A 12,139-nucleotide genomic window follows, 5' to 3' on the forward strand; every position below is an offset into this window, starting at 1 on the left:
ATGAGTTCAGGCTATCAGGGATGCATGAAACTCTTCGTAGGTCTCGGCAATCCGGGCGCAAAATACAGCCGCAACCGGCACAATATCGGCTTCATGGCCGTGGACCGCATAGCGGAGGACCACGGCTTCGCGCCGTGGAAGTTCAAATTTCAGGGCCAGATCAGCGAAGGCCGCCTCGGCCATGAGAAGATCGTCCTTCTGAAGCCCACCACCTTCATGAACCTCTCCGGCCAATCCGTGGGCGAGGCGATGCGCTTCTACAAACTCGACAGCACCGACGTGACCGTCTTCCATGACGAAATCGACCTCGCCCCCGCCAAGACCCGCGTGAAGGCCGGCGGCGGCCATGCAGGCCATAACGGCTTGCGCTCGATACACCAGCATATCGGGCCGCATTACGACCGCGTGCGCCTTGGCGTGGGCCATCCCGGCCACAAGGACAAAGTGCCCTCCTATGTGCTCAGCGACTTCGCCAAAGCGGATCAGGACTGGCTCGACGACGTGCTCCGCGGTGTGTCCGATGGGGCTCCTCATCTGGCCGAAGGTGACGGCGCGAAATTCCTCAACGCGGTCGCCCTGCGCGTGGCCCCTGCCCGCTCATCGACCTCCAAGCCGAAAGCCGCCTCCAAAGCGGAACCGGAGCCAGAACCGGAAGACAGGCGCAACCCGCTGCAAAAGCTGATAGATCGTTTCAACTGACCCGACCGGAGACCACCCCATGCGATTGTTCTTGAAATGGGCCTTACGCCTTGTGGCGCTGCTGGTCGTCGTTGCGGTTCTCGCGGGCCTGTGGAAACGCGAGGAGCTGACCCGCCTCATGGCAGTCAACTCGCTCTTCGCGCCTGAAAAGATCGTCGACAACTTCTCCAACATGAACAAGGCGTTCCTCTGGACGGAACTCACCCTGCCCAACGCCGCTCCAAGCCCCTTGCCCAAAGGTCCGGACGCCACCTTGCCCGCCCAAACACAAGACTGGATCGAGACACGGGACGTAACCGCACTGGTCGTCCTGAAGGACGGCCAGATCGTGCATGAAACCTACTACAAAGGCACCAAGGCCGGCGACCGCCGCATCTCGTGGTCGGTCGCCAAAAGCTACCTGTCTGCCCTGATGGGCGTGCTGCTGGAGGACGGCTCCATCGCCTCCATCGACGACCCGCTGACCAAATACGCGCCCAGCCTCATCGGCACCGCCTATGACGGCGCGTCGATCCGCAACGTGCTGAACATGGCCTCGGGCGTCACCTTCGACGAGGACTATCTGGACAAATCCTCCGACATCAACCGCATGGGCCGCGTACTGGCCTTGGGCGGCACGATGGACGGGTTCACGACCGAGTTGACAGAAACCTTCGCCGAGCCGGGGCAGACCTGGCAATATGTCTCCATCGACACGCATGTGCTCTCCATGGTCATTCGTGGCGCGACCGGCCGCTCCATCGTCGACCTGATGAGCGAAAAGATCATCGGCCCCATGGGGCTTGAAACCGCGCCCTATTACCTGACCGACGGCGTCGGCGTGGCCTTCGTGCTGGGCGGGCTGAACATGACCACCCGTGATTATGCCCGCATGGGCCAGATGTTCCTGCAACGGGGCCGCCTGAACGGCCAGCAGATCGTGCCCGCCGCATGGGTTGATGCCTCCACCACGCCCACCGCCCCCACTGCGCCCGGTGCCATAGGCTACGGCTTCCAATGGTGGATACCCAAGGGGGCAACCAAGGGCGAGTTCATGGCCCGCGGCGTCTACGGTCAGTATATCTACATCAACCGCCCGCTTGGCGTCGTCATTGCCACCAACGCCGCCGACCGTAACTTCCGCGACGCGGGCGTCGCCGATGAAAACATCGCCATGTTCCGTGCTATCGCTTCGGCCTTGTAAGCCTGGCCGCCTCACCTTGCGGCTTTCGCCCGGTGCGCTAGACTTGACCCATAGGCCGCGCCGATCTTCACGGCCGCTGGATCAACCGGAGCGCACCATGGACAAAGACCCATCCCTCAACGTACTGGGCGACACGCTGAAAAGCTGCTCGGAAGACCCTGTCACCGGCTTTTTCCGAAACGGCTGCTGCGACACGGGGCCGATGGATCAAGGCAGCCACACGGTCTGCGCCATCATGACTGCGGAGTTCCTCGCCCTGTCAAAATATCTGGGCAACGATCTCTCTACCCCGCGCCCGGAATACGGCTTCGCGGGCCTCAACCCCGGCGACCAATGGTGCCTATGCGCCGCACGTTTCTTGCAAGCCCATGACGAAGGCACGGCTCCGAAGGTCCGTCTCGCCTCCACTCATCAACGTGCACTCGATATCGTGCCGATGGAAATCCTCGTCAAAAACGCGCTCGACGCCAACTGACTTCTTTTTTCCGGAAATACCTCGGGGTGTGGGGCAGAGCCCCACATAAAATCGGGGGTGCGGGGGCAGCGCCCCCGCTCTGGCGACTGCCGAAGGCAGGCGCAAAACCTCACCCATAGCGAAGCCGCCCGAGCGCTAACCCGGACGGCCTCATCTCTTCAGTCCCGCAGGCGGACGATGTCGTTCATCAGCCCGTCGGTTCCGCTATGCACGGTCAGCCGCTCGACTTTCCCCGCGATGGTTTCCAACGCCTCAAGCTCTTTGAGCCGCAGCATCACGGGGTTCTCGGCCATCACCTTCGCCGTGTTCAGAAGCGAACGCGTTGCGTTCGTTTCCTCGCGACGCCGGATCACGTTGGCCTCGGCCTCTTTCTCGGCTGCGACCACACCCGTCAGGATGTCCCGCATCTCGCCGGGCAGGATCACGTCTTTCAACGCGATGGCCCCAACCTCGACCCCGATCAAGGCCATCTCCGCCCGCACCGCGTTTGCGGCTTCGGCATCAACGGCCATCTTGTCGGCCAGCAAAGCGTCAAGGGTCAACGCCCCCAGCGTCTTGCGGAACGCCAGACCAAGTGCGCGGTGCAACGCATCCTCGAAATCCTTCACCGCCGTCACCGCCCGCACGGGGTCGGTGACCCGGAAATCAGCCGCAAGGTTCACCCGCAGCGTCACCCGGTCGCGTGTCAGGATCTCGTGACCCGTCACGTCATGCGCCCGCCAGCGCAGGTCGACCATCTTCACGGTGATCTTGCGACCTGCCGTCCAGAACCGGTGCACACCGGCCCCGAGCGTCTCGGCCAACGCCCCGTCCACGAACATCAACCCGACATCCGCTTCGGCCACCTCGACCACAGTCATGGCGTGGGTCATACGGGCCCGCGTCAGCCGGTCCCCCAGTTTTGGGGCAACGGCCAGACCGCCGGTCAGGTCGACACGCTCGACCTCCCAAGGCCCCGCATCCGTCCACAGCACGCGCCGCAGATCGGGCGTCATCACCTCGAACAGCCGCCCGTCCCGCGACACGACCGCGATCTCGTCCATGCCCGTTCGCAGCTCGGTCAGGTGGGTTGCCACCAGATCAGGCCGCTCCCGCGTCAGGGCATCGGTCAGGGTCGAGACGATGTAAGGATCGCTCAGGTCGTGGCGCTCGACCACGTCGTCGCGGCGCAACACATGCTCGCCCACACCCAAGATATCCATGATCCGCCCTTTGCGGATCACAATGGCCCGTTCGGCCTCGGTCAGCGTAACGCGCCGGCGGCGCATCAATATATCCAGTATAGTCATCGTCTTTCTCCTTTTGGCCAATGCCTTATCGTCGTCGCAATGTGCGATCTCCTTTTGGGTTTCAGTTGTGGTTGGGGGGCCGAAACGGCCCGGTTGCAGTATAGTGGTGAAGATCCGGAACCCTGCCCTGTCCCACCCGTGGCGGACCCGAGGGGGGCGACGGAAAATGCCTTGCGACGGGGTGCGCACGGTCGAAACCCCGCTCACCTGATCGCATGCACCTGCCGCCGCGGCCCCAAGGACCGGCCCCGAGTGGGGCGGTTGGCATGTCTCTTCCAGGGCCGAAGCCCCGTCCGTGACACGCCTCTCGCAGGCAGGCCCCGGACCTTCGAATAGATGGTTCAATCGCTTTACAGGCGATAGGGGAGTCGAACCCCAGGCGTCTCCGCCTTTACCGGTGGGATGGCAGGAGTCGAACCTGCTACACGAGGATTAAATGTCCACTGCTCTACCAGATGAGCTACATCGCATGCGTACCTAAAACGCACCCCTCACTTTGGTGTCGGCCTTGGCATACATCCGCAGCAGCGCCGCGTTGCACCGGGGCAGTGATCACCTGCACCCGCTAAGGTCCGATCCGACAAGTTCGGGAGGTGAGGGATAGCCGCGATGTCCGGATTCGATCTACCGGGCAAATTTCGCGGCAGATTGCGCTGTGGCCTGTCCGCAACAAAATAACCCTATCGCGCAACAAATGAAAAAGGCGCCCGCCTGAACGGACGCCTTCGGGAATCTCCAAAGCCCTTTGGGCTTGCATGATCTTTCAAGGTGTTAGGCGAACTCGCCCATCTCAAACCCCAGGGCGCGGGCCACGGTAAAGATATCCTTGTCCCCGCGACCGCACATATTCATGCAGATGATGTGATCTTTCGGCAAATCCGGCGCGATCTTCATCACATGCGCCAGCGCGTGCGACGGCTCCAAAGCGGGGATGATCCCCTCCAGCGAGCAGCACAGCTGGAACGCCTCCAGCGCTTCCTTATCGGTGATCGCCACATATTTCGCGCGGCCGATCTCGTGCAGCCAGGAATGCTCCGGCCCGATGCCGGGATAGTCCAGCCCTGCAGAGATCGAGAACCCTTCGAGGATCTGCCCATCATCGTCCTGCAGCAGATAGGTCCGGTTGCCATGCAGCACGCCGGGGCGACCGCCGGTCAGCGACGCGCAATGCTCCATCTTGGAGTTCACGCCTTTGCCACCGGCCTCGACCCCGATGATGTTGACGTCCTTGTCGTCCAGAAACGGGAAGAACAGCCCCATCGCATTGGAGCCACCGCCAATCGCGGCGATAATCGTGTCGGGCAAACGGCCTTCGGCCTCCTGCAACTGCTCCTTGGCTTCCTTGCCGATAATCGCCTGAAAATCGCGCACCATCGCAGGGTACGGATGCGGCCCAGCCACGGTGCCGATGCAGTAGAAGGTGTCGCGCACATTGGTCACCCAGTCGCGCAGCGCGTCGTTCATCGCGTCTTTCAGCGTGCCACGGCCGGAGGTGACAGGGATCACCTCCGCGCCCAGCAGGCGCATACGGAACACGTTGGGGGCCTGACGTTCAACGTCATGCGCGCCCATATAGACCACGCATTTCAGCCCGAACTTGGCGCAAACGGTGGCGGTCGCCACCCCATGCTGCCCCGCACCGGTCTCCGCGATGATGCGGGTCTTTCCCATGCGGCGGGCCAGAATGATCTGCCCCAGCACGTTGTTGATCTTATGCGCGCCGGTGTGGTTCAGCTCGTCGCGCTTCATGTAAATCTTCGCGCCGCCCAGATGCTCGGACAGGCGTTCGGCATGATACATCGGGCTGGGTCGGCCGACATAGTGTTTCCACAGGAAGTCCATCTCGTCCCAGAATGACTGGTCCGTCTTGGCGTGCTCGTACTGCTCTTCCAACTCAAGGATCAGCGGCATCAGCGTTTCGGACACAAACCGTCCGCCAAAATCGCCGAAACGACCCTTTTCGTCGGGTCCGGTCATAAAGCTGTTCAGCAGATCATCAGCCATGTTGGAAAAACTCCCATTGCAACGCAGCAGATGTAGCCCGCGATGCATCCGGCGTAAAGACGAGGTTTAGACCGCCTCGCAAAACCGCTTGATCAGATCGGCATCCTTCACTCCCGGCGCGCTCTCGACACCGGAAGACACATCGACCTGGTTGGCTCCGGTCAGGCGCACCGCCTCGGCCACGTTGTCGGGTGTCAGCCCGCCAGCCAGCATCCACGGCACCGGCCAGCGACGCCCGGCAATCAAACGCCAGTCAAACGCCAGACCGTTGCCGCCGGGCAAATCGGCGTTCTTCGGGGGCTTGGCATCGACCAGAATCTGGTCGGCCACATACATGTAGTCCTCTAGCGCCGCTAGATCGCCCTCGCCCGCAATTCCCACAGCTTTCATCACCGGCAACCCGAAACGGGCGCGGATGTCCGCCACGCGCTCGGGGCTTTCCGATCCGTGCAACTGCAACAGATCGAGCGGCACCCGCTCCACCAGCGCGTCCAGTGCTGCGTCATCGGCATTCACCGTCAACGCCACCTTGGCCACCCCCGCAGGCACATCCAGCGCCAGGGCATGGGCTGTATCCAGCGTCACATGGCGCGGCGATTTCTCGAAGAACACGAAGCCGACATAGGTTGCCCCCGCCGCCGCGCATGCGGCCACGTCGGCGGGGCGGCTGAGGCCGCAAATTTTGACGCGGGTGATCATGGAAGTATCCCTAGCGCGTGGCGGCGCTGTCGTCGAGCAGGGCCAGAACCTCGTCCTTGCCCTCATTGTTCCGGCGCTTGAGGCCCTTGACCTCCCGCGCCAACCTTTCCTTCTCACGGCGTTGGCGGCGGGCGTCGGCGCGGTGCTTGTGCTCGCGCAGCCATTCCCAGACGAAGCCGATCAGCAGGCCAATGATGATGCCGCCGAAAATCACCACGAACAGCGGCAAATCGTAGGACAGGGGTTGCCCAAGATACGCGGCCATTTCGGCAGGCAGCACCTTGATCGTCACCAAGCCGCGGTTGGCCAGGGCCACCAGAATCAGGGACAGGCCGACGACGGCCATAAACACATAGCGAATGTAGCGCATTTAGCTCAGCTTTCGTTTCCGTTGAGCCTGTCTCGTAACAGCTTGCCGGTTTTGAAGAAAGGCACATGCTTCTCTTGTACGTGAACGCTTTCCCCCGTGCGTGGGTTCCGCCCGGTGCGGGCATCGCGTTTCTTGACAGAGAATGCCCCGAAGCCCCGCAGCTCCACCCGGTTGCCGGAGGCGACAGCCTCCACGATCTCCTCGAAGATGGTGTTCACGATGCGCTCTACGTCCCGTTGATACAGGTGCGGGTTTTCGTCGGCGATCTTTTGGATCAGCTCGGAGCGTATCATCAACTATCCTCCCCAGGACTTTGCTACGTGCCGTGTGTTGCGAACACGGTCGGGCGAACTATAGGACGAATAATCCAACTGAGGGAAGCGTTTACAGGGGGGGCACGACCTTGTTGCAGCGAAAAATGGCGTGAAAAATAGCGCGAGATGCCACATTTCACACCTTCGCGTCACCCGATCATGCGTCCAGAGCCTGACATACGCACCCCGATAGCAGTCGATTCGGGCGGGCAGGACAAACGAAAACGGCCCCGCCATTTCTGGCAGGGCCGTCCTCAAATTCTTGTCGGGAACGATTACTCGTCGTCGGACTTCAGAGCCGCGCCGAGGATATCGCCCAAGGACGCGCCGGAGTCGGAGGAGCCATACTGCTCTACCGCTTCTTTCTCTTCGGCGATCTCGCGGGCCTTGATGGACAGACCCAAGCGGCGGGTCTTGGCGTCCACATTGGTCACACGCACGTCTATCTTGTCGCCGACACCGAAACGCTCGGGGCGCTGCTCGGCACGGTCACGCGACAGGTCGGAGCGGCGGATGAAGGACTTGGCGCCCTCATATTCCACTTCGATGCCGCCATCCTCGATCGAGGTAACCTCGACAGTGATGATGGAGCCGCGCTTGACGCCGTCCACAGCAGTGTCGAACGAGCCGTCCAGAGCTTTGATCGAGAGCGAGATACGCTCTTTCTCCACGTCCACTTCGGTGACAACGGCTTTGACCATGTCGCCTTTGCGGAAGTCGCCCAGTGCATCTTCGCCACGGCCGTCCCAAGTGATATCGGACAGGTGAACCATGCCGTCGATATCGTTCTCGAGACCAACGAACAGACCGAATTCAGTGATGTTCTTGACTTCGCCTTCGATTTCCGTGCCGACAGGGTTGTTCTCTGCGAACACTTCCCACGGGTTGCGCATGGTCTGCTTGAGACCCAGGGAAACACGACGCTTGGCGCTGTCGATTTCCAGAACCATGACTTCGACCTCTTGCGAGGTGGACACGATCTTGCCGGGATGCACGTTCTTCTTGGTCCACGACATTTCCGAGACGTGAACAAGACCTTCGACACCGGGCTCCAGCTCAACAAATGCGCCGTAATCGGTGATGTTGGTCACGCGGCCGGTGTGTACGGATTCCAGCGAATACTTGTTGGCAACCGCTTCCCATGGATCGTCCTGCAGCTGCTTCATGCCAAGGGAGATACGGTGGGTCTCTTTGTTGATCTTGATGACCTGAACCTTGACGGTTTCGCCGATGGTCAGGATCTCGCGCGGGTCGTTGACGCGGCGCCATGCCATGTCGGTGACGTGCAGCAGGCCGTCTACGCCGCCAAGGTCGACGAATGCGCCGTACTCGGTGATGTTCTTGACCACGCCGTCCACAGCCTGACCTTCGGTGAGGTTGCCGATGACTTCTGCACGCTGTTCAGCACGTGATTCTTCCAGAATGGCGCGGCGCGACACAACGATGTTGCCACGGCGACGGTCCATTTTCAGGATTTGGAACGGCTGCTTCAGACCCATCAGAGGGCCCGCGTCGCGCACAGGGCGCACGTCGACCTGGGAGCCGGGAAGGAACGCAACCGCGCCGCCCAGATCCACGGTGAAGCCACCTTTGACGCGGCCAAAGATTGCGCCTTCGACGCGCTCTTCGTCTGCGTATGCTTTTTCCAGACGGTCCCATGCCTCTTCGCGGCGCGCTTTGTCGCGGCTGATGGAGGCTTCGCCGCGGGCGTTCTCTACGCGGTCGAGGAACACCTCAACTTCGTCGCCCACTTCGATTTTTGCGGATTCGCCCGGTTCTGCGAATTCTTTAAGGTCGATACGGCCTTCCATTTTGTAGCCGATATCGATGATGGCTTGACCGGCTTCGATCGCCAGTACCTTACCTTTGACAACCGAACCTTCGTCCGGGGTGTCCATTTCGAAGCTTTCGTTCAAGAGGGCTTCGAATTCCTCCATAGATGCGTTTTGAGCCATGTGGCGTGTGTGTCCTAATCTGAGTTTATACGGGCCGTGCGGTTGTCTCCGCCGGTCTTTGGGTTTCGGTTGGTCTTCGGGGTTTTCTCAAAACAAGAAGGGCCGGAAAACCGACCCTGCCCGTCCTGAGACTGTTCTCGCCCCTTAGACAAGCGCGCATATAGCGTGGGTTGAGGGGAAGAGCAAGTATGCAAGGCCGCATAAGCCTCAGGCGGGGGTCACCCGCAGGCGATGATCCCGTCCTGCCCCGTCACGACCGCCCCCTCACACCAGATAGTGGTTGCGCGGGCGTAGATGCCCTTTCTGCGGGCGGCCTGTTCGAGTGTGGGCAAGGCGGCTTCTGCCTGTGCTGCGGTTTCGAAAAATGCCACCGTGCGATACCAGTTGTCGCGTAAGATCAGATCAATCTCGATCCGGTCAAGGCGCGCCGCGATCTGGCGTTGCTCGTCTCGCGCCGCGTCCAGGCTGCGGTCTGCGCCAAGGACTACGACCCAGTCTCCTACGCCGACCGGTGCCGGCTCCGGTACCATGATCGCAGACTCGAGTACTCCCTGCTCATTCGACGCGGTTGGAGGCGATGACGAGGACGGATCAACATCCGGCTCGGCGGCTTTTTCCAAATAGAGGCTGACCTGCTCGATTTGTAGAATGGAGGCCAGTTGCGTCTGTTCTTCGTCGCTGCACCGCCCCCTTGCCAGACACGCACCCGATAGCTTGGCCTGATCCAGCACAGAGCTTTGTTCGGTCAACTCCTTCACCTCGCGCGGTGAAATGTTGAAGCCCATCGCGGCGATCTTGATGTTGATGTCGTGATCCTGAAAGGCCTTGAAAAAGTCGCCGGTCCGTTTGGCTGTGAATTCCGGCTTGAAGAACAGCGACGCAATGAGTGCCAGCAATGCAAGATATACCAAGGTTTGAAGGGCGAGTTTTATGGCTTCGATACGTGCTTTCATAAGTCCCTCCATCTGTAAATGATGGGCCCCAGTATAGCGCCACACGCGCGGCATTTGGTGTGAAATACATCCCCCACCGCGTGAATCGCGACCTTTCACACATTCATGACAGCCCGATTTTGTGGCAAATTAACCTACGGCAAGGACGCGAGGTGACGCCTAGGTTACGCTTGATAACCAGATCAACGGCAACAATTTGGAGATGGCACCATGTATAAGCATATTCTTGTTCCCGTAGTTTTCGATGAAGACCACGATACGCAAGCCTCCTTTGAAATCGCGCGCACCTTGGCGGACGATGGAGCCAAGTTCACCGTAATACACGTGCTGGAGGCGGTTCCAGCCTACTTTACCGCGGAAATTCCCAGCAAACTGCTAGAGAAGTCACATGACGACGCCGCGAAGTCGCTGGCCCAGCGTGCTAAGTCTCTGCCGGGTGCGTCACCGGTGCTGATATCCGGTCATGCTGGACGGACATTGGTCGAATATGCCGAAGAACATGATGTCGATTGCATTGTGATAGCGTCCCACAGACCGGGATTTGGCGACTTGTTTCTGGGCTCCACAGCGGCAAGAGTCGTGCGTCATGCCAAGTGTTCGGTGCACGTGATCCGCTAGGGACAGGTACGCTCGGGCATCCCGTGGCCCACCGAACGCTCGGCCTACCAAACCTTAACGCCTGCGCCCTATACCCTGTCCTCGGTTAACCAAAAGCAAGGCGCGACCCGTACGCCTTGCATTCGATCTGTGGTCCACGGCCCCGTTTTGGGGTCTCCCGCGACCGCCGGCACTATAAGGGGCTTAAACACCCCGAAGGGATGCAGGGTAAAGCCTGTAACGACGATGACCTCAGCCCGAAATGGGCGGCCGCCTGTCTTCTATCAGTTCGAGAAATCTTCCAGCCGCGCCCGAACCTCTTGGGCAGCGGCCGCAACTGCATCTTCAAACAAGGGACGTCCCGCACCGGATCACTTCTTGTCGCGCGCGGATTTCTCTTCTTTGGTCAGCTTGTTGTTCCAGACATTGTTGCTCAGGCCCAACTCCGCTGGCAGGGGTTTGGTTTTGCCCACGCTGACTTTGCCGCCCTTATTCAGAAACTCCTGAATCAAGGCGTCATCCGTGGTATCTTTCGGGATATGCTTCATGGGCTTGAGCGTAACCGCTACCTGCATCGGACGCAACAAAGCTAGACCGGAAAGCGCGCCCTGATAAACTGAACCGCCGCCGCAACAGCGTCGTCTATGCTCATATCCGACGTGTCGATCACCACCGCATCCGCCGCCGCCGCCAATGGCGCCGCCTCACGGCCGCGATCCCGCGCGTCGCGTTCTTGCAAATCGCGCAGCACGCCCTCTCGGGTGACGTCGTGGCCATTTTCCGACAACTCCAGATAGCGCCGCTCCGCCCGCACCTCGTCCGAGGCGGTGACGAACAGCTTCACATCCGCATCAGGGCAAATCACCGTGCCAATGTCGCGTCCGTCCAGCACCGCACCACCATCGCGGCGGGCGAAGTCGCGCTGGAATTCAACCAAGGCATCGCGCACCTCGGGAATCGCCGCCACCTTGGACGCCGCTTGCGCCACGGCGGTGGTGCGCAGGTCATCGCGGTCCAAATCCGTGGGCTGCAAAGCCTTCGCCGCCGCCACAGGATCAGCGCCGTCAATCACCCGCGCACCTGTGGCACGATAGAGCAAGCCGGTGTCGAGATGGGCGAACCCGAACTCTTCCGCCACGCGCTTCGAGAGCGTTCCCTTCCCCGCCGCTGCGGGACCGTCGATGGCGACTGTGAATTTCATGGCACCTGCGTCGTATAGTTAGGGTCGTCGGCATCTGCACAAGGCAGACCGTCGGAGATATCGTAGTAATCCCCCTTGTCGGCGCAAAAGATGTGCCCCGCAAGCGATAGCCCGGTATCGCCGTCCAGACTGCCCGCAAAGATCGACAGGTTCGCCCCCGGCCCGTCCCAGAACATCTGGCTGCCGCAGGTGCCGCAAAACCCGCGCCGCGCGTTGGGCGAGGAGGGATACCATGTAACTTCGCCCGCGATTTGAACATCCTCCCGCGCCGCCGAGGTCGCCGCAACGTGGTGTCCGCTGGTCTTGCGGCACTGTCTGCAATGGCAGGCGATCACGGGGCGCAAAGGGCCGGTTACGCTGTAGGTGATCTGGCCGCACAGGCAGCTTCCACTGGCCATTC

General features: G+C 61.0%; 14 protein-coding genes and 1 tRNA gene. 4 read left to right on the plus strand and 11 right to left on the minus strand.

Annotated features, from left to right (window positions below; translation table 11 throughout):
- Nucleotides 1-24: 24 nt before the first annotated feature.
- The 3 genes from pth (at nt 25) to THALAR_RS13770 (ending at nt 2,357) form a co-directional block, all read left to right on the plus strand.
- Complete coding sequence (pth, locus tag THALAR_RS13760) at nt 25-699, plus strand: aminoacyl-tRNA hydrolase (RefSeq protein ID WP_021102193.1); 675 nt, start codon at nt 25-27, stop codon at nt 697-699.
- Between the two features lie 19 nt (nt 700-718).
- Complete coding sequence (locus tag THALAR_RS13765; RefSeq protein WP_021102194.1) at nt 719-1,882, plus strand: serine hydrolase domain-containing protein; 1,164 nt, start codon at nt 719-721, stop codon at nt 1,880-1,882.
- A 97-nt stretch (nt 1,883-1,979) separates the two neighbouring features.
- Entirely contained in the window at nt 1,980-2,357 is a 378-nt protein-coding gene (locus THALAR_RS13770; RefSeq protein ID WP_021102195.1) for a DUF2237 family protein, read from the plus strand.
- A gap of 158 nt (nt 2,358-2,515) precedes the next feature.
- Here the strand turns inward: THALAR_RS13770 and THALAR_RS13775 are convergent, their stop codons facing one another.
- The 8 genes from THALAR_RS13775 to THALAR_RS13810 all read right to left on the minus strand — a co-directional run bounded on the left by THALAR_RS13775 (nt 2,516) and on the right by THALAR_RS13810 (nt 9,941).
- A complete protein-coding gene (locus tag THALAR_RS13775; protein WP_021102196.1) occupies nt 2,516-3,646 on the minus strand; it encodes an SPFH domain-containing protein in 1,131 nt (376 codons plus the stop codon).
- 397 nt (nt 3,647-4,043) lie between these two features.
- Nucleotides 4,044-4,116, minus strand: a tRNA-Lys gene (locus tag THALAR_RS13780).
- Between the two features lie 301 nt (nt 4,117-4,417).
- On the minus strand, nt 4,418-5,650 hold the full coding sequence (gene trpB / locus THALAR_RS13785) for a tryptophan synthase subunit beta (protein ID WP_021102198.1): 1,233 nt from the start codon (nt 5,648-5,650) through the stop codon (nt 4,418-4,420).
- Nucleotides 5,651-5,716: 66 nt separating this feature from the next.
- The gene (locus THALAR_RS13790) at nt 5,717-6,349 is read right to left on the minus strand and encodes a phosphoribosylanthranilate isomerase (RefSeq protein ID WP_021102199.1); all 633 of its coding nucleotides are present in this window, start codon (nt 6,347-6,349) and stop codon (nt 5,717-5,719) included.
- Between the two features lie 10 nt (nt 6,350-6,359).
- Nucleotides 6,360-6,719 (minus strand): lipopolysaccharide assembly protein LapA domain-containing protein, encoded by a 360-nt coding sequence (locus THALAR_RS13795; RefSeq protein ID WP_021102200.1) that lies wholly within the window; start codon nt 6,717-6,719, stop codon nt 6,360-6,362.
- A gap of 5 nt (nt 6,720-6,724) precedes the next feature.
- A complete protein-coding gene (gene ihfB, locus THALAR_RS13800; RefSeq protein ID WP_021102201.1) occupies nt 6,725-7,012 on the minus strand; it encodes an integration host factor subunit beta in 288 nt (95 codons plus the stop codon).
- Between the two features lie 296 nt (nt 7,013-7,308).
- Complete coding sequence (gene rpsA / locus THALAR_RS13805; RefSeq protein WP_021102202.1) at nt 7,309-8,988, minus strand: 30S ribosomal protein S1; 1,680 nt, start codon at nt 8,986-8,988, stop codon at nt 7,309-7,311.
- A 218-nt stretch (nt 8,989-9,206) separates the two neighbouring features.
- Nucleotides 9,207-9,941, minus strand: a complete 735-nt coding sequence (locus THALAR_RS13810) for an SPOR domain-containing protein (RefSeq protein ID WP_021102203.1) — start codon at nt 9,939-9,941, stop codon at nt 9,207-9,209.
- 210 nt (nt 9,942-10,151) lie between these two features.
- On the opposite strand from THALAR_RS13810, the gene THALAR_RS13815 reads away from it, so the two are divergent.
- Complete coding sequence (locus tag THALAR_RS13815) at nt 10,152-10,559, plus strand: universal stress protein (RefSeq protein ID WP_040818828.1); 408 nt, start codon at nt 10,152-10,154, stop codon at nt 10,557-10,559.
- Between the two features lie 350 nt (nt 10,560-10,909).
- On the opposite strand, the gene THALAR_RS18705 is transcribed toward THALAR_RS13815, so the two are convergent.
- Genes THALAR_RS18705 through THALAR_RS13830 form a run of 3 tightly spaced genes read right to left on the minus strand, consistent with a single transcriptional unit; the run spans nt 10,910 to nt 12,137 of the window.
- Nucleotides 10,910-11,113 carry a hypothetical protein gene (locus THALAR_RS18705; RefSeq protein ID WP_083483482.1) on the minus strand — a complete coding sequence of 68 codons (204 nt, stop codon included), beginning with the start codon at nt 11,111-11,113 and terminating at the stop codon, nt 10,910-10,912.
- Nucleotides 11,114-11,127: 14 nt separating this feature from the next.
- Nucleotides 11,128-11,739, minus strand: coding sequence for a (d)CMP kinase (locus tag THALAR_RS13825; RefSeq protein ID WP_021102206.1), 612 nt, complete (start codon nt 11,737-11,739; stop codon nt 11,128-11,130).
- A complete protein-coding gene (locus THALAR_RS13830) occupies nt 11,736-12,137 on the minus strand; it encodes a GFA family protein (RefSeq protein WP_021102207.1) in 402 nt (133 codons plus the stop codon). Before THALAR_RS13830 ends, THALAR_RS13825 begins: the two co-directional genes overlap by 4 nt.
- Nucleotides 12,138-12,139: the final 2 nt, after the last annotated feature.

This window comes from Litoreibacter arenae DSM 19593, assembly GCF_000442275.2.
Lineage (GTDB): Bacteria > Pseudomonadota > Alphaproteobacteria > Rhodobacterales > Rhodobacteraceae > Litoreibacter > Litoreibacter arenae.

Coding starts and splice junctions, on each gene's coding strand:
- THALAR_RS13810 (WP_021102203.1), bottom strand. CDS start 9,941: ATGAAAGCACGTATCGAAGCCATAAAACTCGCCCTTCAAACCTTGGTA.
- THALAR_RS13790 (WP_021102199.1), bottom strand. CDS start 6,349: ATGATCACCCGCGTCAAAATTTGCGGCCTCAGCCGCCCCGCCGACGTG.
- pth (WP_021102193.1), top strand. CDS start 25: ATGAAACTCTTCGTAGGTCTCGGCAATCCGGGCGCAAAATACAGCCGC.
- THALAR_RS18705 (WP_083483482.1), bottom strand. CDS start 11,113: ATGCAGGTAGCGGTTACGCTCAAGCCCATGAAGCATATCCCGAAAGAT.
- trpB (WP_021102198.1), bottom strand. CDS start 5,650: ATGGCTGATGATCTGCTGAACAGCTTTATGACCGGACCCGACGAAAAG.
- THALAR_RS13795 (WP_021102200.1), bottom strand. CDS start 6,719: ATGCGCTACATTCGCTATGTGTTTATGGCCGTCGTCGGCCTGTCCCTG.
- THALAR_RS13775 (WP_021102196.1), bottom strand. CDS start 3,646: ATGACTATACTGGATATATTGATGCGCCGCCGGCGCGTTACGCTGACC.
- THALAR_RS13765 (WP_021102194.1), top strand. CDS start 719: ATGCGATTGTTCTTGAAATGGGCCTTACGCCTTGTGGCGCTGCTGGTC.
- THALAR_RS13825 (WP_021102206.1), bottom strand. CDS start 11,739: ATGAAATTCACAGTCGCCATCGACGGTCCCGCAGCGGCGGGGAAGGGA.
- rpsA (WP_021102202.1), bottom strand. CDS start 8,988: ATGGCTCAAAACGCATCTATGGAGGAATTCGAAGCCCTCTTGAACGAA.
- THALAR_RS13815 (WP_040818828.1), top strand. CDS start 10,152: ATGTATAAGCATATTCTTGTTCCCGTAGTTTTCGATGAAGACCACGAT.
- THALAR_RS13830 (WP_021102207.1), bottom strand. CDS start 12,137: ATGGCCAGTGGAAGCTGCCTGTGCGGCCAGATCACCTACAGCGTAACC.
- THALAR_RS13770 (WP_021102195.1), top strand. CDS start 1,980: ATGGACAAAGACCCATCCCTCAACGTACTGGGCGACACGCTGAAAAGC.
- ihfB (WP_021102201.1), bottom strand. CDS start 7,012: ATGATACGCTCCGAGCTGATCCAAAAGATCGCCGACGAAAACCCGCAC.